Source organism: Cellulomonas chitinilytica (assembly GCF_016862675.1).
Classification (GTDB): domain Bacteria; phylum Actinomycetota; class Actinomycetes; order Actinomycetales; family Cellulomonadaceae; genus Cellulomonas; species Cellulomonas chitinilytica.
Genome location: NZ_BONK01000007.1, coordinates 72,366 through 91,026, shown reverse-complemented (window position 1 = coordinate 91,026; position 18,661 = coordinate 72,366). Strand labels below are relative to the sequence as shown.

Sequence of the window (18,661 nt, the reverse complement as noted above, 5' to 3'; positions counted from 1 at the left end):
TGTCGCTCTCGGGGGTCTCGTGCGGGGGTCAGCGCGTGGTGGCGTACCGGCTGGCGGGGCGGGCCAGGCCGAGCGCGTCGCGCAGGGTGCCGTGCTGACGTCCCGGCTGCGGGGTGGGCTCGACGAGGAGGCCGCGCTCGCGGAGCAGCGGGGCGACGCCGTCGGCGAGCAGCGGCAGGTCCGTCACGTGCGCGAGCGACCGGACAGTCACGCCGTCGGCGCCCGTGCGGGCGACCAGGTCGGCGAGGCCGTCGGCGACGCCCAGGACGCCGCCCACCAGCTCGTTCGCCGTCGGGCGGCGGCGCGTGAGGTCGTCCAGCGCGCGCAGCCGGGCACCCGCCTCGGAGTCGACGGCACCGAGCAGCACGTCGACGTCCACGAGCACCGTGACGGCACCCGGGTCGCGGCCGGCGTCGGCCACGGCGGCGCGCACGGCGTCGACGCGGGTGGGCGTCGCGTCGTCGAGCGCGACCCGCACCACGTCCGCGCGCCGGGCCGCGACCGCCAGGGCGTGCGGGTCGTCGCCGCGGAGCACGACCACCGGGCGGCCCTGCGGCGAGCGCGGCGTGATCGACGCGCCGTGCACCGAGAAGAACTCGCCGGTGAACTCGATCGCGTGCACCCGGTCCCGGTCGATGTAGCGGTCGGCCTCCTCGTCGAGCACGATCGCGTCGTCCTCCCACGAGTCCCACAGCCGCGTGACGACCTCGACGACGTCGTCGGCCTCCCGCCATGCCGCCTCGACGTCGCGCGGGGTCCGCTCGTCGTACCGGCGCGCCTCGTCGTCCGCACCGTCCGCACCCGCGACCGCGGCGATCCCGACCTGCACGGCTCCGCGGCCGAGGCTCACGTGGTCGACCGTCTGCACGGCCTTGCCGACGTGGAATGGCTCCAGGTACGTCACCGGCACCACCGGGGCCAGGCCCGCGCGGCTCGTCACGGGGCCGAGCAGCGAGGCGACACCGATCGCGTCCAGCCCGCCGACGAGCGCACCGGGCTGCTCACGGACGGGGGCGCTCGTGTCGTCGATCACGACGAGCGTCGCGCCGGCCCGTTCGGCGTGCTGCGCCAGCCGGACCCAGTACGGGGCCGTGAACACCTGCCCCGCGTCGGCGTGCGGCAGCCGCCAGGCCGCCGGGTGGACCCCCGCGCCGGACAGCTCGACGGCGAGGCGGAAGGGACGTGCGCGACTCATGCGGATCCTCCATCGGGCCTGGCAGGAGCACCCGCACCCGATCCGTTCTGCACGGGCCGGGGGGTTGCTGCGACGTCGACGAGCCAGGTCTCTCGGTCGCTCGGGATGGGCGCGCGCAAGATACGAACCCGGGCCCGTCCTGCCTAGCGATCCGGCCGGTCGTCCCGCCATCCGAGACAGGTCCGGGCTCGAAGAAGGCCCTGCTCAGGCCGGGAATGTCACGCCCTCGGGCGCGGGGACCTCAGAGCTGCTTCGCGAAGCAGAGGGACGTCAGGTCGTCCCCGTACGGGCCGAACGGCGCGATCGGGCGGTACCCGCGCGAGAGGTAGAGGGTGACCGCCTCGGGCTGCCGGATGCCCGTCTGGAGCACGACGCTCGTCATGCCCTGCGCCCGGGCGTCCTGCTCGACGACGTCGAGGAGGGCTCTCGCCGCACCGGCACCGCGTGCCGCGTCGTCCACGTACAGCTTCTTCAGCTCGCCGGACCCCGCCGGGTAGCCGTCGCGGGCGACCCGCAGCGCCGCGGTGCCGACCGCGCGGCCGTCGACCCGGGCGAGCAGCGTCGACACGACGCCGACGCCCTGCTGGGCGTCGTCCGCGTCGTACCCGATGCCGTCCTCGACCTCCGCGACGTACGCGGGGTACCGCACGGAGTTCCACGCCCACATCGCCCGGCGCAGCGCGGCCGCGTCGGGGTCGTCCCAGGTCACGTGCTCGACGGTCACCGTCAGGGCGTTCGCCCCGACCGGTCGAGCGCGGGGGGCGGCCGGGACCAGGGACTTCTCGAAGCAGCGCGAGTCGACCACGTCGACGTACTCGCCGAAGTTGTCGATCGACCGGTAGCCCGCCCGCAGGTACAGCCCGATGGCCTCGGGCTGCAGCACACCCGTCTCCAGCACGAGCCGCCGCCAGCCGAGGTCCGTCGCGATCCGCTCGAGCTCGGCGAGGACCGTCCGGGAGTGGCCCCGACCGCGGTGGCCGGGCAGCACGAACATCCGCTTGAGCTCGCCGGTGCCGGCACCGAGCTCGTCCGACGCGTCACGGATCGCCCCGCACGCCACGGGCTCACCGTCGACGCGCAGCAGCACCATCGCGGCGATCGACTCGCCCGTCATGGTGTGGCCGATGTCGTCGTCGCCGTACCGGTCGCGCAGCTCCGCCTGCTGGGCGGTGCGCAGCCGGGCGGCGTCCGGGTCGTCCCAGTCGACGACGGCGAGCGTGGCGGTCCCGGTCGTCGTGCTCATGCCTGCGCTCAGCCGACGAGGGCGTGCAGGACCGACGTGAAGAACCGCAGCCCGTCGGTGCCCGTGCGGGGGCCGTGCGCACCGTCCGGGCCGAAGCCCTGCTCGACGGCGTGCTCGGGGTGCGGCATGAGGCCGACCACGTTGCCGGCCGCGTTCGTGATGCCCGCGATGCCTCGACGCGACCCGTTCGGGTTCACGTCCTGGTAGCGGAACACGACCCGGCCCTCGCCCTCGAGCTCGTCGAGGGTGCGCTCGTCGGCGACGTACTGGCCGTCCTGGTTCTTCAGCGGGACCGTGATCCGCTCGCCCTGCGCGTAGTCGCGCGTCCAGGCCGTGTCGACGTTCTCGACGGACAGGACCTGCTCGCGGCAGACGAAGTGCAGGTGGTCGTTCTTGATCATCGAGCCCGGCAGCAGGTGCGCCTCGGTGAGGACCTGGAAGCCGTTGCAGATGCCGAGGACCGGCAGGCCGCGGTTCGCGGCGTCGACGATCTCGCCCATCACCGGCGCGAACCGGCTGATCGCCCCGGCGCGCAGGTAGTCGCCGTACGAGAAGCCACCGGGCAGCACCACGGCGTCGACCCCGTGCAGGTCGGCGTCGGCGTGCCACAGGCTCACGGCCTCGGCGCCGGCCAGGCGGACCGCGCGGGCGGCGTCCCGGTCGTCGAGCGTGCCGGGGAACGTGACGACGCCGATGCGGGCCATCAGGCGCCGACCTGCGCGTCCGTGTCCTCGTACACCGCCACGACGTCCTCGATGACGGGGTTCGACAGGACCTGCTCTCCGGCGGCGCGCGCGGCGGCGAGGATCTCGTCCGTCACCGGGCCGTCCACCTCGAGCTCGAACCGCTTGCCCTGGCGCACCCCGGCGAACTGGCCGAAGCCCAGCCGCGGCAGCGCACCGGCGACGGCCTTGCCCTGCGGGTCGAGGATCTCGGGCTTCGGCATGACGTCGACGACGACTCGTCCCACGGGGGATGCTCCTGTGTTCGCGCGGCGGTGGGGGGTCGGCGGTCAGTGTAGCCAGTCGGGGCGCGGGGCCTCGGCGCCGTCCGCGCGGGCCCCGCCCGTGACCGCGACGGCCTGCCCCGCGGGCGTCGCCGGTGCCGGTCCGAGGACGAACGGGACGAGGCCGGTCCCGTGCTGGTCCACGACCGGTGCGTGACCCGTCCACACGATCCGGCGCACGTCGGACCACGCGAGGTCCGACGGCCCCCGCGACGCGACGCGCCACGTGACGGCGCAGGCCGGGAGCAGGGCGAGCGCGACGACCGCGAGCACGGCGCCCGCCCACAGGTCGATCCGGCCGGTCGCCTCCGCGGCGAGGTCCGCGAGCACCAGCACGACGACGAGGCCCGTTCCGGCCGCCCGGCGCAGGCCCAGACCGACGACCCGCCGGGCCGGCTGGAACGGGCGCACCGGGACCTGCCGGTCCAGCCGTCGGGCGGCGAGCCACGCCACGGCGCCACCGACGAGCAGCGCGACCGCCAGGGCGGCGAGCACGGGGCCGACCGCGCCGTGCCGGGTGAGGCTCACCGTCTCGAAGCACCCGCCGCCGTCGTCGGGCGGCGCGCACGCCACCGTGGCCACCCGCCGCGGGGCGACGAGCCACGCGACGGACGCCGCCGGGGCGAGCAGGGCCGTCGCGAGGAGCGTCGTGAGGGTCCCCGCACGAGCCGCCACCCGGTCCCGGGGCACCCACTCGTAGACCCGGGTCCCGTCGACGAGGGGCTCGCCCTGCTGGGGCACCAGGTGCTTGCGGCGCGACTTCTCCAGGCGACCCGGCCAGATCACGAGCCACATCGTCGCCAGGAGCGCCGAGAAGAGGCCGACGAACGCCCAGTCCGGAGGCTCGCCCTCCCATCGCCGGGCGATCAGCATGCCTGCGGCCGCCCCGACCGGTCCGGACAACCCGACGCGGAGCCCCGCGAACCTGCCCTCCAGGTCGTCGGCCGCCCACGCGCGGTGCTCGACGGGCACCCGGCGGTCGGCGAACCGGTAGAGCAGGTAGTCGCGCAGCGGCGGGCGCGTCCGCCACCGCGTGGCCCACCCGCCCGCGACGAGCCCGGCGGCCGAGCGCAGGTCGAGCCGAACCGCCCCGGGCCTCGCCAGGTCGGCGGCGACCGCTGCGAGCTCCGCGCCGCGGGCGGCGCGCCAGCGGCGCGGGTAGGCGCGCAGCCAGAACGCGACGGACCGCTCGAACCTCGGGTCGGGCCCGCTCACTCGTCGCGCTCCAGGTGCAGGTACGGCGTGAACCGGCCGAGCTCGTCTCGCACGCCGAACAACCGCTCGCGCTCGGCCTCCCGGAGCCGGACGGCACGCACCGTCTGCGCGACGCCGTGCACCACGCCGAGGGCGACGACGACGAACGGGTCGAGCGGCGACCACCAGCCCAGCGCGGCGCCGGCCCAGCAGACGGCGATCACGACGACGAAGGACGTCGCCGTGACGAGCAGGACGGAGCGGACCGGGTACCAGCGGCTGTCGAGGTCGGTCCTGAGCCAGTCGTCGTGCGTGGCGGCGGGACGCCGGCCCAGCAGGCGGTAGCGCAGCAGGACGGCCAGGGGCGGGCGGGCCGGTGTCATGACGTTCCTCCGAGTGCGGGCAGCCCGGTGGTCGGGCCGGTGGTCGGGCCGGTGGTCGGGCCTGCGCCGAGCGCTCGTCGCGCGCGCTGGGCGAGCTCGGCCAGCCGGAGCGTCTCGGCGCGGACGGCGGCCAGGCCGGTCGGCGTGAGCCGGTAGTAGCGACGCAGCCGCCCGTCGACGACGACCTCGCCGGACGCCTCGACGTAGCCCGCCCCGACGGCCCGGTCGAGGATCCCGTAGAGCGTCCCGGCGCCGAGGCGCACCTGCCCGTCGGACAGCGCCCGGACCGCCTGCACGACGCCGTACCCGTGCCGCGGCTCCTCGCCGAGCGCCACGAGCACGAGGTAGGCCTGCTCGCTCATCCGGAACGTCACGGCATCACCCACAGGGCCTGGGCCGGCTCGACCCGGGGCGGACGGCCGATCGCGCCGCGGACGAGGTCGGCGGCAACCACGCGCCCGTCGTCGGCCGTCCGGCGCGCCCGGAGCCAGATCACGCACGCGGCAGGGAGCATCGCCGTGGACAGCGCGGCCCCCGTGAGGGACATCGGGGCGTCCAGGATGCCGGTGGCCTCGAGCACCGCGGTCGCGACGACCGCGAGGAGCACCAGGGCGAGGCCCGCGGGCGCCTGCGGCTGGAGCCGGACGACGACGCGGTCGGGCTGCTCGGGCGGGTCGGGCAGCGACGTGCGGTGGCACCCCACCACGACCGCCGCCGCGACGAGGCCGACGACGAGTGCGGCGGCGAGCACGCGCGGCACGGCGGTGTCGCGGGCGGCCACGGACCCGAACCAGCCGACCGTCGTCCACGCGGTCACCGACCAGACCGTGGCGCAGGCGGCCACCGTGCCGAGCAGCACGGCGGCGCCGTCCCGGGCCCGCAGCCGGCGACGCGGCACCGCCACGCGGACGCAGCCGGCGGCGGGAGCTCGCCCGGGCCCGGGCCCGAGGTGCTGGACGAGGGCGTTCCGCCGCAGACGCACGGGATCGACGAGGAGCGCCATGGCGACGCCCAGCGCGGCGTACACGACGGCCCAGCCGAGGGCGAGGCGCGGGTCGCTCAGGAGCGACGAACCCACGACGATGACCACCGCCCCGTTCGGGCGAGCCGCCCGACGCCAGCGGTAGTGCGGACGCTGGATGTCGCGCCACGCCCACGCCGCGTACGCGGGAGCGACGCGCGTCCCCATCGACATGTAGCCGAGGTACGGCAGGAGCGGCGGGCTCACGCGCCACCGTGCGGCCAGTCCCCCGCGGACGAGGCCGACGACGGACCGGGCGTCGAGCCGTCGCGCCCCCGGGCCGGCGAGGTCCGCGAGGACGGCCGTGAGCTCGTCGCCGCGTTCCTCGCGCCAGTCGGCGGGGTAGGCCCGGAGCCAGAACCGCGCGGACCGCGCGAACGACCCGTCGGCGGTCCGGGTCACGACCGGCCGCCCGACGGAGGCCCGTCCGGGCGCCGCGCACGGCCGCTGATCTGCGAGGTCACCGCGAACATATATCGCGCGGCGACATATGCGGACAAGAGGTGTCCATCGGACGCGGGGGCGTCGCGCGCACGCTCACCCGATCGAGCGGGACGCTCCGCTCAGATCGCGCGGTGCACCCACTCCCCTGCGACGAGCGTCCCGGAGACGGCGATCGACCGCAGCGCGCCGGCCGCCCCCGCGAGCACGAGCGGGTCCTCGTCGAGCACCGCGAGGTCCGCCGGGTCGCCGACCCGCAAGGTGAGGGGGCGCCCGTCCACGGACGAGGTGAGCGCGGCCAGCGCGTCGATCCGCTGCTCGGGGTGCCACGGCTCCCGCCCGTCGCGCGCCCGCCACACGGCGGCGTCGATCGCGGCCCACGGGTCGAGCGGCGCCACGGGCGCGTCGGACCCGAGCGCGAGCCGGACACCGGCCCGGTGCAGGGCGCCGAACGCGAACGCCCGGTCGGTGCGGCCGGCCCAGTGGTGGTCGGCGACGTCCCGGTCGTCCATCGCGTGCTCGGGCTGCACGCTCGCGACGACGCCGAGCTCAGCGAACCGGGCGACGTCGCCGGCGGTGAGCAGCTGGGCGTGCTCGATCGAGCCGGCGGCCCCGGTCGCGGCGAACGCGTCGAGGGCGAGCCCGTTGGCGGCGTCGCCGATGGCGTGGATCGCGCACCGCAGGCCGTGGGCGCGGGCGTACGTCATGAGCGGGACGAGCCGCTCCGGCGGCACCGCCAGCACGCCTCGGTGCGAGGACCCGGGATAGGGGTCGTGGCAGTAGGCGGTGCGGGTGTTGAGCGAGCCGTCGGTGATGACCTTGAAGGGGCCCTGCTCGACGAGGTCGGCGACCCGGTCGCCGGTGTGCAGGTCCTCGCGGACGACGCGGTCGAGGTGGTCCTCCCAGACGCCGGCGCGCACCCGGACCGGCGGGGTGCGGCGGCGGCGCCAGACGGCGAGGTTGTCGGCGATCTCCAGGTCGACGACGCCGACCACGCCGCGGGTCGCGGCGGCACGCAGCGCGTCGCCGACGAGGGCGTCGGCGACGTCGTCGGGCACGTGGTCGACGGCGCCCTGCAGCGGCAGCCACTCGGACTCGCGCAGCAGCCCCGTGGGGTGGGTGACGCCGAGGAACCGGAGCCCGGCGGTCGACGCCCAGGCGCAGTGCAGGTCGCCGGAGACGAGCACGACGGGCACCTCCGCCGCGACCTCGTCGAGAAGCCGGGCGGTCGGCGAGTCGGGCCAGAGGGCGTCCCGGAACCCCGCTCCCACGAGCGCGACGCCGGCGGGCGGCGGGTCGGCCGCGAGGCGTCGGGCGACGAGCGTGACCGCCTCGGCCGCCGACCGCGCTCCGGACACGTCGAGCCGCCGGCGGGCGAGGGCCCACTGCGTCAGGTGCGTGTGCGCGTCCCAGAGGCCGGGGACGACGAACCGGCCGTCGAGCGCGACGCGTTCCGCCCGGGGGCCTGCGTCGAGCCCGGCACCGAGCGCGGCGATCCGGCCGTCGCGCACGAGCACGTCGACCGGCCCGGCGCCGCCGACGCGCCGTGCACCGGTGAGGACCACCGGGTGATTTGTCCCAAATGTGATGTTGCTCACACCTTCGACCTCGCTAGCCTCGTCTGCCTGAGAGCACGGTAGGGGGCTGCATCATGACCGGCTACGACTCGACCTTCCTGGGACCCGACGTCCCGCTGCCCGTGGTGCCACGCGAGGTCCGCGTGCTGCCGTCCACGCACTTCACCGTGCAGCTGGACCCCGTCCGCCGGCTCGCCGCGTCGACGGCCGTCAACATCGACGGCAGCCGGCTCCTGTCGCTGCCCCGGGCCGACAACTGGGTGTTCGACGCCCGCGCGCCCGAGTCCGAGCAGACCGGCCCGCACGTGTACGACCACAACGACCTCGACCGCGGCCACCTCGTCCGCCGCCAGGACCCGGTGTGGGGCGAGCACGACGAGGCCCAGCGGGCCAACGTCGAGACGTTCACGTTCGCCAACGCCGCCCCGCAGGCCGCGAAGTTCAACCAGGGCAAGGAGCTGTGGGTCGGGCTCGAGGACCACGTGCTCGACTACGCCGGGCAGTGGCACCACCGGGTGAGCGTGTTCACCGGCCCGGTGCTCGTCGACAACGACCCGGTGTACCGGGGGTGCGGGATCCCCCGGCACTTCTGGAAGGTCGCCGTCTGGACCGTCCCCGCGCAGGAGCCCGACGACCCCGGAGCCACGAGCCCGACGACGGGCACCCCGGTCGACCCGTCCGAGTACCCCTTCGACGCCGACGACGGCGCCACCTCACACCACGAGCCCGACTCCGACCCCTCGGACGCCACCGCGCGGCCGTTCACCGAACGCCGGCCGTTCACCGAGCGGCCGTTCACCGAGGACGCGGCCCGCACGCTCGTCTCCGCGGCGTTCGTCCTCGACCAGTCTCCGCTGATCGCCGGGCTCGACCTGGACGAGGCCCTCCGCGCCGCCCGCGAGGCCGACGCTCCCCCGCCGCTCGGCCCGTTCCGGACGTTCCAGGTCCCCGTGCAGACGGTGGCCGACCTCACCGGCCTCGACCTCGGTCCGCTCGTCGCGGCCGACGTGCTCGCGTCGCAGCCGACGCCCGAGGGTCGTCAGGCGTGGATCACGCTGACGTCAGAGGACGACCTGGTCCTGTACTGAGCCCGGCACCGTCCGCCGCAGCGGCACCACCATCGGCGTCCCGGTCTCCGGGTCCGGGACGACCCGGCTGGCCAGCCCGAACACCTCCTGCACGAGCGGCTCGGTCACCACGTCCGCCGGGGCGCCCTGCGCGACGACCCGCCCGTCGCGCATCGCGACGAGGTGCGTGGCGTACCGGGCGGCCTGGTTGAGGTCGTGCAGGACGGCGACGAGCGTGCGGCCCTCGGCGTGCAGGCGCGCGCACAGGTCCATGACCTCGACCTGGTGGGCGATGTCGAGGAACGTCGTCGGCTCGTCGAGCAGCAGCAGGTCGGTCTCCTGGGCGAGGGCCATCGCGAGCCACACCCGCTGCCGCTGACCGCCGGACAGGTCGGACACGAACCGCTCGCGCAGGTCGTCGACCTCGGTCGCGCGCAGGGCCGCGTCGACCGCGCGGGCGTCGGCCGCGGACCACTGCCGCAGGATCCCCTGGTGCGGGTAGCGGCCGCGTGCCACGAGGTCGCCGACGGTGATCGCCTCGGGTGCGATCGGTCCCTGCGGCAGGAGCGCGAGCCGCTTCGCGACGTCCTTGCTGCGCATCCGGTCGATGGGAGCACCGTCGAGCAGCACCCGGCCCTCTCGCGGGGCGAGCGTCCGGGCCAGGGCGCGCAGGAGCGTCGACTTGCCGCACCCGTTGGGCCCGATGATCACGGTGAACGACCCCGGTGCGACCGCGAGGTCGAGGTCCCGTGCGACGACGAGCCGGTCGTACGCGAGGGTGACCCCGTCGGCCACCAGGGGGCTGTCGGCGACGTTCACACCGCACTCCTTCGGAACTCGCGGACCAGCAGGAACACCAGGTACACCCCACCGAGCCCGGCGGTGACGATCCCGACGGGCAGCTGCTGCTCCGGCAGGGCGTACTGCGCGACGAGGTCGGCGACGACGAGCAGCGCCGCCCCCGTGCAGGCCGCCGCGACCATGCCGGGGCCGCTCGACCGGGTCAGCCGGCGGGCGATCTGCGGCGCGGTGAGCGCGACGAACGCGACCGGCCCGCACACGCTCACGGCGGCGGCGGTCAGCAGCACCGCGACGAGCACCGCCCGCGTCCGGGTCGGGTCGGTGCGCACCCCGACCGCCGTCGCGGCCTCGTCGCCCATCTCGACGACCTGCAGCGGCCGGGTGAGCAGCAGCGCGAGCGGCAGCAGCACGACGAGCGCCGCGACGATCAGCCGCACGTCGGCCCACGTCCGGGCCGCGAGGCTCCCGTTGAGCCACTGGGCGATGACGAGCGCGTCCTCGCGGGACGCCCGGGCGAGCGCGAGCTGGACGAACGCGAGCGCCATCGCCCCGACGGCGATGCCGACGACCACGAGCCGCTGCGGCCGGGAGAACCCGCTGCCCGACCCGAACCACACCGCCCCGACGGCGACGAACGCGCCGAGCACCGCACCGACGGGCACGGGCACGACCCCGGGCCAGACGAGCCCCGCGGCGGCCGCCCCCGCCGCCGCACCGGCGCCGAGCCCGATGACGTCGGGGCTGCCGAGCGGGTTGCGGGTGACCGACTGGAACATCGCCCCGGACACGGCGAGCGCCGCACCCGCACCCGCGCCGACGAGCAGCCGCGGCAGCCGGGTCGTGTACAGCACCCAGTGCTGGATGCGGGTGCCCTGCCCGGCGACCACGGCGGGCAGCTCGGACAGGGGGATGCCGAGCTCGCCGGCCGTGATCGTCACCAGGGCGGCCGCGACGGCGACGACCAGCGCGACGACGCACACCACGAGCGGCCGCCGTCGCCAGACCAGCACGAGCCCACGGGACCCGTCGGGCCCGCTCGCGACGCGCACGGTCCGCGGCCCGGGCAGCACAGCCGCCTCCGCCGTGACGGGCTCGACCGCGGTGCTCACAGCGCCACCCGACCGCGCCGGACGGCCGCGACGAGGAACGGTGCCCCGACGAACGCCGTCACCGCGCCGACCATGAGCTCGCCGGGCCGCGCCACGACCCGGCCGACCACGTCGGCGCCGAGCAGCAGCACCGGCCCGAGCAGCGCGCAGTACGGCAGCAGCCAGCGGTGGTCCGACCCGGTGAAGGACCGCACGACGTGCGGCACGGCGAGCCCGACGAACGCGATCGGCCCGCAGGCGGCGACGGCGGCGGCGCACAGGATCGTCGCGACGGCCGCACTGAGCAGCCGCGTCCGGCCCGCGCGCAGGCCGAGGGACGTGGCCGCCTCGTCGCCGAGCGCGAGCGCGTTGAGCGGCCGCGCGAGCAGGACGCACCCGACCAGGCCGGCGACGACGAACGGCGCGATCTCGCCGACGGTCCCGGGAGGCCGTCCGGCGAGCGAGCCGACGACCCATGCGCGGTAGGAGTCGAACACCTCCGGCTTCGCGAGCGAGATCGCCTCGACGAGCGCGACGAGGACCGCGGACACGGCCGCGCCGGCGAGCACGAGCCGCACGGGCGTCGCGCGTCGTCCGCCCGAGCCCACGAGGTACACCGCGACCGCGGCGAGCAGGGCACCCGGGATCGCCGCCCACACGGACCGGCCCGCACCGGCACCGGCGACCGCCGCGACGACCACGACCGACGCCGCCGCCCCGGCGTTGACGCCGAGCAGCCCGGGGTCGCCCAGCGGGTTGCGCGTGAGCCCCTGGATGACGACACCGGCGACCGCGAGGGCCGCCCCCACGAGCACCCCGAGCTGCGTGCGCGGGACGCGGGACGCGACGACCGTCGACACGTACGACCCGTCGGGGTGCCGCCACGCGGACCACACGTCGCCCAGCGGCACGGGCTTCGCGCCGACCGCGATGCTCAGCGCGACCGCGAGCAGCAGCAGCACGGCAGCACCGAGCAGGCCGACCGCCAGCAGCGACGCCCGCGAGCCCCGGGCGCGGACGGTGCGCGGGGCTCGCGGGATCGTGGCGGTGCTCATGGGTGCACGGTACGGAACGTGCCTGGATCAGGCCGTCGCGCGGGCCGTCGCGTCAGGCCGTCGCGTCAGGCCTTGGCCGCGGCCTCCGCGATGAGCGGCACGTACGCGTCGAGCGCCCACGGCACGCTGAGCGGCGTCGCGACCGACACGGCCATGCCGAGCTGGCGGTCGAGCATCGGCACGTAGGCGCCCTTGGCGAACGCGGGGATCTGGGCGAACAGCGGCTGCGACTCGGTCGCGGCCTGCTCGGTCTCGTCGTTGAACCAGGTGAACAGGACCTGCACGTCGTTCAGCTGGTCGGCGTTCTCCAGGCCGAGCGTCGCGGCGAACGTGCCGGGCGACGCGGTGAGGCCCGCGACGGACGGCGCGAGGGTCATGCCGAGGCCGGTGAGCAGCTCGACGCGCGGGTCGCCCGGCAGGTACACGGACAGCGAGCCGGGCTCGGTGCCGGCGTACACGTACGCGAACGTCTTGCCCGCGAGGCCCGGGTTCGCCGCGGCCGCGGCCTCGATCGCGTCCTGGCGCTTCGTCAGCAGCGGCGCGGCCTCGTCGGGCACGCCGAGCGCGTTCGCGGCGATCGTGACCTGGTCCTGGATCGTCGTCTGCCACGGCTCGCCCGGGTAGGCGACGACGGGCACGAGCTCGGAGAGCTGGTCGAACGTCGCCTGGTCCATGCCGGACTGCGGCGCGAGCACGAGGTCCGGGTTGAGCGCGACGATCGCGTCGACGTCCAGCGGGTAGCCCGCGATCGTCTCCGGCAGCTCGGCGCCCTGCTTCTCGACGGCCTCGCGGAACCACGGCTGGTAGCCGTCCGCGTCGCCGCCCCACGCGTCCGCCTCGATGCCGACGGGGACCGTGCCGAGCTCGAGCGCGATGTCCGCGGCGCCCCAGCCGAGGGTCACGACCCGCTCGGGCTTCTTCTCGATCGTCGCCGAGCCGAGCGCCGACTCGACGGTCACCGGGAAGGCGGCGTCGCCGCTGGCGTCGGGGCTCGCGCTCGCGTCGTCGGAGCCGGACGAGCCGCTGCACGCGGCGAGGGACAGGGCGACGGCGGTCGCGGTGGCGACGGCGGCGGCGCGGCGCAGGAGGCGCACGGACGTGCTCCGATCGGGGGTCGGGCGACCGGGACCGATGTCCCCGGTCGTGATGAGGCAAGCCTAACCTCAGTCACCCGAGCCCCGGCTGTCGACCTCGTCACACCCGATCGGGCGACGCCCGCGTCAGAGGGCGAGCGGTGACCCCGTCAGGCGCTCGAACGCCTCCAGGTAGCGGTCCCGTGTGCGCTCCACGACGTCCGACGGCAGGGGCGGCGGCGGGGTGTCGCTCTCCCGGTCCCAGCCGCTCGCGGCCGACGTCAGCCAGTCCCGGACGAACTGCTTGTCGAAGCTCGGCTGCGCATGGCCCGGCTGCCAGCCGTCCGCCGGCCAGAACCGCGACGAGTCCGGGGTCAGCACCTCGTCGCCGAGCGTCACCGCACCCGTCACCGGGTCCGTGCCGAACTCGAGCTTGGTGTCCGCGAGGATCACGCCCCGCTCCCGCGCGATCGCCTCCGCCCGGGCGTACACGCCGAGCGTGAGGTCCCGCAGCGTCCCCGCCGCGTCCTCGCCGACCTGCGCCACGACCGCCGAGAACGGCACGTTCTCGTCGTGGTCGCCGAGCTCCGCCTTCGTCGCGGGCGTGAAGATCGGCTCCGGTAGACGCGAGCCGTCGACGAGCCCCGGCGGCAGCGCGATGCCCGTGACCTCGCCCGACACCCGGTACTCCGCCAGGCCCGAGCCCGTGAGGTACCCGCGGGCGACGCACTCGACCGGGAACATCTCCAGCCGGCGGCACACCATCGCCCGGCCCGCGACCTCGACCGGCACGTCCGTCGACACCACGTGGTTCGGCACCAGGTCCGCGAGCTGCTCGAACCACCACAGGCTCAGCTGCGTCAGCACCACGCCCTTGTCGGGGATGCCGGGGCTCAGCACGTGGTCGTAGGCCGACACCCGGTCGCTCGCCACGACGAGCACCACGTCACCGTGCGCGTCCGTGACGGCGCGGCCGGCCGGGGACTCGTCCGGCACGTACAGGTCGCGGACCTTGCCGGAGTAGGTGTGCGCCCAGCCGGGCAGGTCGACGGCGAATTCGGCACCGAGGTCGAGAGTCACCGGCCTAGTGTGACGTGCGCGGCCGCCCGGTCGCGCGGTCGTCCACCAGGCGAGGAGCACATCGATGCACGACGTCCACAGCACCTCCGGCTCGCGCCCGGCCCTCGTGGTCCTCGGCGGGCTGCCCGGGAGCGGCAAGACGACCCTCGCCCGGGGCGTCGCCCGCGCGTTGCGGGCCGTGCACGTCCGCGTCGACACGGTCGAGCAGGCGGTGCTGCACTCGTCGCTCGGCGTGCCCGCGGTCGCCGAGGCCGGGTACGCCGCCGCGATGGGCGTCGCCGCCGACAACCTGCGGCTCGGGCTCGACGTCGTGGCGGACAGCGTGAACCCGGTCGCGGCCAGCCAGGACGGCTGGCGGTGGGTCGGCGCCGAGTCCGGCGCGAGGGTCGTCGAGATCCTCGTCGTCTGCACGGACCCCGTCGCGCACCGGGGACGGGTCGAAGGCCGGGAGGCGGACATCCCCGGCCACGTGCAGCCGACCTGGGAGGGCGTCGCGACGACCGAGCTCGACGCGTGGGCCTCCGCGGCGGTGCTCGACACGGCCGGGGCGACGCCCGAGGAGTCGGTCGCGGCGGCGCTGGCGCTCGTCGCGCGGGAACGCTGAGTCAGTCGAGCCCGTCGTGCGCGGACAGCTCGTCCGGCACCGGGAGGCCGACCAGGCGCAGCAGCCGCTCGACGGTCTCCTCGACGAACGTGTCCTGCGGCTCGTCGACGTGCTCCTCCGCGAGCAGCTTGCGGACCCGCTTCGCCCCCACGTCGTCCGTGCCCGCGAGCGCGGCCCACTCGGCGAACCCCTCCGCCTCGGCGTCGAGGTCCACCGGGTCGCTCTCCGACGGGTCGTCGAAGAAGTCGCGCGGCTGGAACCCGAGGTAGAACCGCCCGCAGCCCTCCGGTGCGGGGCGGTACTCGACGGTCGCGATGTCGCTGTCGTGGATGTCGATCGTCAGGCTCGGCGTCACCGCCGGGTCGCCGCCCCACTCACCGTCGCCGAAGACCAGCGTCTCGAACGCGCCCATGCGTTCCTCCCGGGGTCGGGTCCGGGTCAGCCCGCCGCTGCTGCGGCGGCGATGTCGGACCGGTGGTGCGAGCCTGCCAGCGTGATGCGGTCGACGCCCGCATACGCGGCCGCGCGCGCCGCCCCGAGGTCGGCACCCGTGCCGACGACGGACAGGACGCGACCCCCGGCGGACACGAGCGCGCCGTCCGCGGTGGCCGTGCCGGCGTGCAGGACGTGCACGCCGGGCAGGGCGTCCGCGTCGTCGACGCCGCCGATCGGGTCCCCGGACCGGGGCGACGCGGGGTAGCCCTGCGACGCGACGACGACCGTGACGGCCGCGTCGTCGCGCCACTGGAGCGGGGGCAGCGCCGCGAGCGTGCCCGTGGCGGACGCCAGCAGCACGCCGGCGAGCGGCGTCGCGAGCCGGGCGAGCACGACCTGGGTCTCGGGGTCGCCGAACCGGGCGTTGAACTCGACGACGCGCAGACCCTTCGACGTGAGCGCGAGCCCGACGTACAGGACGCCCGAGAACGGCGTGCCGCGGCGGGCCATCTCGGCGACCGTGGGCTTCGCGACGCGCTCGACGACGTCCTCGACCAGCCCGGCCGGCGCCCACGGCAGCGGCGTGTACGCCCCCATGCCACCGGTGTTCGGGCCCTCGTCGCCGTCGTGCACGCGCTTGAAGTCCTGCGCCGGGACGAGCGGGACGACGTCGGTGCCGTCGCACAGCACGAACAGGGACACCTCGGGGCCGTCCAGGTACTCCTCGACGACCACCGCGCCGCCGTCCTTCGCCAGGCACGCCTCCGCGTGGGCGAGCGCCTCCGCGCGGTCCGACGTCACGACGACGCCCTTGCCCGCGGCGAGCCCGTCCTCCTTGACGACGTACGGCGCCCCGAACGCGTCGAGCGCGGCGCCCGCCTCGGCGGGGTCCGTGACGACGCGCGGCTCGGCGGTCGGCACGCCCGCGGCGGCCATGACCTCCTTGGCGAAGGCCTTCGAGCCCTCGAGCCTCGCGCCCTCGCCGGACGGGCCGAACACGGGGATGCCGGCGGCCCGGACGGCGTCGGAGACGCCCGCGACGAGCGGCGCCTCGGGGCCGACGACGACGAGGTCCACGGCGAGCTCGGTGGCGAGCGCGGCGACGGCGGACCCGTCGAGCTGGTCGACCGCGTGGAGCGTGGCGAGCGCGCCGATCCCGGGGTTGCCCGGGGCGGCGTGCAGGGCCGTCACCGACGGGTCGAGGGACAGCGCACGGACGAGGGCGTGCTCACGGGCACCGGTGCCGACGACGAGGATCTTCACGGGGGGCGAGCCTACCGAGGCGTGCCGGACGGTGCGGGACCGTCCACGGGTTCAGCCCTCGGTCGACGCGGCCGCACCGCCGGCGACGTCGGTGCCGCCGGGGACGTCGGTGTCGCCGGGGACGTCGGTGTCGCCGGGGAGCGGCAGGGGGAGCACGTCGAGGTAGATGCGGACGGTGCGGCGGCCGGCCGTCTCGCCGGCCTTCTTGCGCGCCTTCGCGGCGTCGATGTGCCCGGCCATGACGCGCTGCACCTCGTCGATGAGGTCGTGCGCCTCCTGCGGCGTGAGGTCGGTGGTGATCCGGTCGTTGATCACGGAGTCGTCCCAGCCCGGGACCTCCTCGGGCTGCGACATCCAGCGCGTGAGCACTTCGGCCCGGTCGGCGACGACCGACTGGAGCAGGGCGCGCGCAGCGGGGGCGGTCGCCGGGTCGCGCAGCATCTGCCGGCCGTCGACCGAGAACCCGACCGGCCGCCACCACCGTTCGCGGCCGCCGGTGTGCTCGGGGTCGTCCTCGACGAAGCCGTGCTTCTCGAGCTGGCGCAGGTGGTAGCTCGTCTGGCCGCTGCTCTCCCCGAGCAGCCTGCCGAGCTGCGTCGCCGTCGACGGGCCCTGCTCGCCGAGCAGGTTGTACATCGCGGTGCGCAGCGGGTGCGCGAACACCTTGAGCGCCTCGGGCCCGATCGGGTGCTCGGCGAACAACGGGGGCTTGCCCTCGACCATGTGCAGAGATACCTTTGCAGAGTCTTCTTTGCAGAGTCTGCTCTGCAAATCATTCTGCAGAACATGCTCTGCAGAAGTTCCTCGTCGATCGTATGCCCGGAGGACGCCATGACCGAGACCGCCGCCCGCGAGCCCCTCGGCCGCCGGTTCGCCGCACACCTCACGTCCACCGGCCTGGCCAACCTCGGCGACGGCGTGGTGCAGACCGGGGTCCCGCTCGTCGCCCTCACGCTCACCCGCTCCCCCGGGCTCATCGCCCTGCTCACCGCCGCCGCGTGGCTCCCCTGGCTCGTCGGCGGGCTCATGGCCGGCGTCGTCGTCGACCGTCGCGACCGCCGGGTCGTGCGGGCCGCCGCCCTCGGCGCACGCGCCGCGATCCTCGCCGTCGCCGTGGTCGTCGTCGCCACCGGTCACCTCACGATGACGTTCCTCGTCGGCCTCAGCCTCGCCTACGGGGTCACCGAGGTCTTCGCCGACCTCGCCGGCGGCGCGATCGTCCCCGACCTCGTCCCGCGGACACGGCTGCAGGCCGCCAACGGGCGGCTCCTCGCCGTCGAGCAGGTCGCCAACGCGTTCCTGGGCGCACCGATCGCCGGCGCCGTGCTCGCGCTCGGGTCCGGGTGGGTGTTCGGAGTACCCGCCGGGCTCGCCGTCGGGGCCGTCGCACTCGTCCTGCTCGGCGTCCGCGGGTCCTACCGGCACGCCGCGCCCGACGCCCCGCAGCACGTCGGTGCCCAGGTCCGCGAGGGTGTGGCCTTCCTCCTGCACCACCGGGTCCTGCGGCCCCTGCTGATCGGCGGCGGCCTCATGAACATGGCGTCGACCGCGTACTTCTCCGTGTTCGTGCTGTGGGTCGTCGGCGACGGGTCCCGGGTCGGCATGACGCCCCAGACCTTCCCGCTCGTGCTCACCGTGCTCGCCGTCGGCGCCGTCGTCGGGTCCGTGCTCGCCGAGCCGCTCGGCCGGGTGGTCCCCGAGGTGCGGCTGATGCTCGGGTGCTGGCTCAGCAACGCCGCGCTGCTCGTCGTCCCGGTGATCGCCCCGACCGTCCCCGCCCTGTGCGTCACCGCCGCCCTGCTCGGCCTGACCAACACCCTCGGGAACGTCATCGGGCAGTCCATGCGGCAGCGGATCGTGCCCGCCGGGATGCTCGGCCGCACCAGCGGCGCCGCACGGACCGTCGCGTTCGGGCTCATGCCCGTCGGTGCGCTGCTCGGCGGGGCCGTCGCCGAGCAGTGGGGGCTGCCGACCGTCTTCCTCGGCGCCACGGCCGTCTCGGTGCTCGCGGCGCTCTACGTGTCCGTGGTCCTGCGGCAGCGGATGGTCGACGAGGCGGAGGCGGCCCTCGTCGTCAGCACCCCCACCGCGGACGAGACGCCGGTGCCCGCGGCGGCGTGACCGCCGGCCCGACC

The 18,661-nt window shown here is 75.7% G+C and carries 20 protein-coding genes; 3 read left to right on the top strand and 17 right to left on the bottom strand.

Annotation, left to right across the window (positions count from 1 at the left end; translation table 11 throughout):
* Nucleotides 1–28 precede the first annotated feature (28 nt).
* The 9 genes from Cch01nite_RS11360 to Cch01nite_RS11320 form a co-directional block, all read right to left on the bottom strand.
* The gene (locus Cch01nite_RS11360) at nucleotides 29–1,195 is read right to left on the bottom strand and encodes an LLM class flavin-dependent oxidoreductase (protein ID WP_203753642.1); all 1,167 of its coding nucleotides are present in this window, start codon (nucleotides 1,193–1,195) and stop codon (nucleotides 29–31) included.
* Between the two features lie 241 nt (nucleotides 1,196–1,436).
* Nucleotides 1,437–2,438: a GNAT family N-acetyltransferase gene (locus Cch01nite_RS11355; protein WP_203753627.1), complete on the bottom strand. Its 1,002-nt coding sequence runs from the start codon at nucleotides 2,436–2,438 to the stop codon at nucleotides 1,437–1,439.
* Between the two features lie 8 nt (nucleotides 2,439–2,446).
* Nucleotides 2,447–3,142, bottom strand: a complete 696-nt coding sequence (purQ, locus tag Cch01nite_RS11350; protein ID WP_203753624.1) for a phosphoribosylformylglycinamidine synthase subunit PurQ — start codon at nucleotides 3,140–3,142, stop codon at nucleotides 2,447–2,449.
* Nucleotides 3,142–3,408: a phosphoribosylformylglycinamidine synthase subunit PurS gene (gene purS, locus Cch01nite_RS11345; protein WP_203753621.1), complete on the bottom strand. Its 267-nt coding sequence runs from the start codon at nucleotides 3,406–3,408 to the stop codon at nucleotides 3,142–3,144. Before purS ends, purQ begins: the two co-directional genes overlap by 1 nt.
* A gap of 42 nt (nucleotides 3,409–3,450) precedes the next feature.
* Nucleotides 3,451–4,659, bottom strand: coding sequence for a hypothetical protein (locus Cch01nite_RS11340; protein WP_203753605.1), 1,209 nt, complete (start codon nucleotides 4,657–4,659; stop codon nucleotides 3,451–3,453).
* Entirely contained in the window at nucleotides 4,656–5,021 is a 366-nt protein-coding gene (locus Cch01nite_RS11335; protein ID WP_203753602.1) for a hypothetical protein, read from the bottom strand. The genes Cch01nite_RS11340 and Cch01nite_RS11335 overlap by 4 nt, the downstream gene beginning before the upstream one ends.
* Nucleotides 5,018–5,395 carry a PadR family transcriptional regulator gene (locus Cch01nite_RS11330; protein ID WP_239070338.1) on the bottom strand — a complete coding sequence of 126 codons (378 nt, stop codon included), beginning with the start codon at nucleotides 5,393–5,395 and terminating at the stop codon, nucleotides 5,018–5,020. Before Cch01nite_RS11330 ends, Cch01nite_RS11335 begins: the two co-directional genes overlap by 4 nt.
* Complete coding sequence (locus tag Cch01nite_RS11325) at nucleotides 5,392–6,444, bottom strand: hypothetical protein (RefSeq protein WP_203753599.1); 1,053 nt, start codon at nucleotides 6,442–6,444, stop codon at nucleotides 5,392–5,394. Before Cch01nite_RS11325 ends, Cch01nite_RS11330 begins: the two co-directional genes overlap by 4 nt.
* A gap of 161 nt (nucleotides 6,445–6,605) precedes the next feature.
* Nucleotides 6,606–8,081, bottom strand: a complete 1,476-nt coding sequence (locus Cch01nite_RS11320; RefSeq protein WP_203753596.1) for an amidohydrolase — start codon at nucleotides 8,079–8,081, stop codon at nucleotides 6,606–6,608.
* A 53-nt stretch (nucleotides 8,082–8,134) separates the two neighbouring features.
* Between Cch01nite_RS11320 and Cch01nite_RS22720 the strand changes: the two genes are divergently transcribed.
* On the top strand, nucleotides 8,135–9,148 hold the full coding sequence (locus Cch01nite_RS22720) for a DNA/RNA non-specific endonuclease (RefSeq protein ID WP_239070327.1): 1,014 nt from the start codon (nucleotides 8,135–8,137) through the stop codon (nucleotides 9,146–9,148).
* Here Cch01nite_RS22720 and Cch01nite_RS11305 read toward each other — a convergent pair.
* The 5 genes from Cch01nite_RS11305 to Cch01nite_RS11285 all read right to left on the bottom strand — a co-directional run bounded on the left by Cch01nite_RS11305 (nucleotide 9,122) and on the right by Cch01nite_RS11285 (nucleotide 14,224).
* Entirely contained in the window at nucleotides 9,122–9,946 is an 825-nt protein-coding gene (locus tag Cch01nite_RS11305; RefSeq protein WP_203753593.1) for an ABC transporter ATP-binding protein, read from the bottom strand. The two genes, Cch01nite_RS22720 and Cch01nite_RS11305, sit on opposite strands and share 27 nt — an antisense overlap.
* Nucleotides 9,943–11,037: a FecCD family ABC transporter permease gene (locus tag Cch01nite_RS11300; RefSeq protein ID WP_239070323.1), complete on the bottom strand. Its 1,095-nt coding sequence runs from the start codon at nucleotides 11,035–11,037 to the stop codon at nucleotides 9,943–9,945. The genes Cch01nite_RS11305 and Cch01nite_RS11300 overlap by 4 nt, the downstream gene beginning before the upstream one ends.
* Nucleotides 11,034–12,071 carry a FecCD family ABC transporter permease gene (locus Cch01nite_RS11295; RefSeq protein ID WP_203753589.1) on the bottom strand — a complete coding sequence of 346 codons (1,038 nt, stop codon included), beginning with the start codon at nucleotides 12,069–12,071 and terminating at the stop codon, nucleotides 11,034–11,036. Before Cch01nite_RS11295 ends, Cch01nite_RS11300 begins: the two co-directional genes overlap by 4 nt.
* Before the next feature lie 65 nt (nucleotides 12,072–12,136).
* The gene (locus Cch01nite_RS11290) at nucleotides 12,137–13,165 is read right to left on the bottom strand and encodes an ABC transporter substrate-binding protein (RefSeq protein ID WP_203753586.1); all 1,029 of its coding nucleotides are present in this window, start codon (nucleotides 13,163–13,165) and stop codon (nucleotides 12,137–12,139) included.
* Between the two features lie 126 nt (nucleotides 13,166–13,291).
* Complete coding sequence (locus Cch01nite_RS11285; RefSeq protein ID WP_203753583.1) at nucleotides 13,292–14,224, bottom strand: phosphoribosylaminoimidazolesuccinocarboxamide synthase; 933 nt, start codon at nucleotides 14,222–14,224, stop codon at nucleotides 13,292–13,294.
* A 64-nt stretch (nucleotides 14,225–14,288) separates the two neighbouring features.
* Between Cch01nite_RS11285 and Cch01nite_RS11280 the strand changes: the two genes are divergently transcribed.
* Nucleotides 14,289–14,828, top strand: a complete 540-nt coding sequence (locus Cch01nite_RS11280) for a P-loop nucleotide/nucleoside kinase family protein (protein WP_203753580.1) — start codon at nucleotides 14,289–14,291, stop codon at nucleotides 14,826–14,828.
* Between the two features lies 1 nt (nucleotide 14,829).
* Here the strand turns inward: Cch01nite_RS11280 and Cch01nite_RS11275 are convergent, their stop codons facing one another.
* The 3 genes from Cch01nite_RS11275 to Cch01nite_RS11265 are packed head-to-tail and all read right to left on the bottom strand — an operon-like array spanning nucleotide 14,830 to nucleotide 17,249.
* Entirely contained in the window at nucleotides 14,830–15,240 is a 411-nt protein-coding gene (locus Cch01nite_RS11275; protein WP_203753577.1) for a hypothetical protein, read from the bottom strand.
* A 26-nt stretch (nucleotides 15,241–15,266) separates the two neighbouring features.
* On the bottom strand, nucleotides 15,267–16,526 hold the full coding sequence (gene purD / locus Cch01nite_RS11270; RefSeq protein WP_203753574.1) for a phosphoribosylamine--glycine ligase: 1,260 nt from the start codon (nucleotides 16,524–16,526) through the stop codon (nucleotides 15,267–15,269).
* A gap of 51 nt (nucleotides 16,527–16,577) precedes the next feature.
* Nucleotides 16,578–17,249, bottom strand: coding sequence for a winged helix-turn-helix domain-containing protein (locus Cch01nite_RS11265; protein ID WP_203753571.1), 672 nt, complete (start codon nucleotides 17,247–17,249; stop codon nucleotides 16,578–16,580).
* 108 nt (nucleotides 17,250–17,357) lie between these two features.
* Between Cch01nite_RS11265 and Cch01nite_RS11260 the strand changes: the two genes are divergently transcribed.
* On the top strand, nucleotides 17,358–18,647 hold the full coding sequence (locus Cch01nite_RS11260) for an MFS transporter (RefSeq protein ID WP_203753568.1): 1,290 nt from the start codon (nucleotides 17,358–17,360) through the stop codon (nucleotides 18,645–18,647).
* Nucleotides 18,648–18,661: the final 14 nt, after the last annotated feature.

What these genes read in the sequence shown, in the direction of transcription:
- Cch01nite_RS11360 (WP_203753642.1), bottom strand. Translation starts at nt 1,195, where the DNA reads ATGAGTCGCGCACGTCCCTTCCGCCTCGCCGTCGAGCTGTCCGGCGCG.
- Cch01nite_RS11355 (WP_203753627.1), bottom strand. Translation starts at nt 2,438, where the DNA reads ATGAGCACGACGACCGGGACCGCCACGCTCGCCGTCGTCGACTGGGAC.
- purQ (WP_203753624.1), bottom strand. Translation starts at nt 3,142, where the DNA reads ATGGCCCGCATCGGCGTCGTCACGTTCCCCGGCACGCTCGACGACCGG.
- Cch01nite_RS11335 (WP_203753602.1), bottom strand. Translation starts at nt 5,021, where the DNA reads ATGACACCGGCCCGCCCGCCCCTGGCCGTCCTGCTGCGCTACCGCCTG.
- Cch01nite_RS22720 (WP_239070327.1), top strand. Translation starts at nt 8,135, where the DNA reads ATGACCGGCTACGACTCGACCTTCCTGGGACCCGACGTCCCGCTGCCC.
- Cch01nite_RS11295 (WP_203753589.1), bottom strand. Translation starts at nt 12,071, where the DNA reads ATGAGCACCGCCACGATCCCGCGAGCCCCGCGCACCGTCCGCGCCCGG.
- Cch01nite_RS11280 (WP_203753580.1), top strand. Translation starts at nt 14,289, where the DNA reads ATGCACGACGTCCACAGCACCTCCGGCTCGCGCCCGGCCCTCGTGGTC.
- Cch01nite_RS11275 (WP_203753577.1), bottom strand. Translation starts at nt 15,240, where the DNA reads ATGGGCGCGTTCGAGACGCTGGTCTTCGGCGACGGTGAGTGGGGCGGC.
- Cch01nite_RS11265 (WP_203753571.1), bottom strand. Translation starts at nt 17,249, where the DNA reads ATGGTCGAGGGCAAGCCCCCGTTGTTCGCCGAGCACCCGATCGGGCCC.
- Cch01nite_RS11260 (WP_203753568.1), top strand. Translation starts at nt 17,358, where the DNA reads ATGACCGAGACCGCCGCCCGCGAGCCCCTCGGCCGCCGGTTCGCCGCA.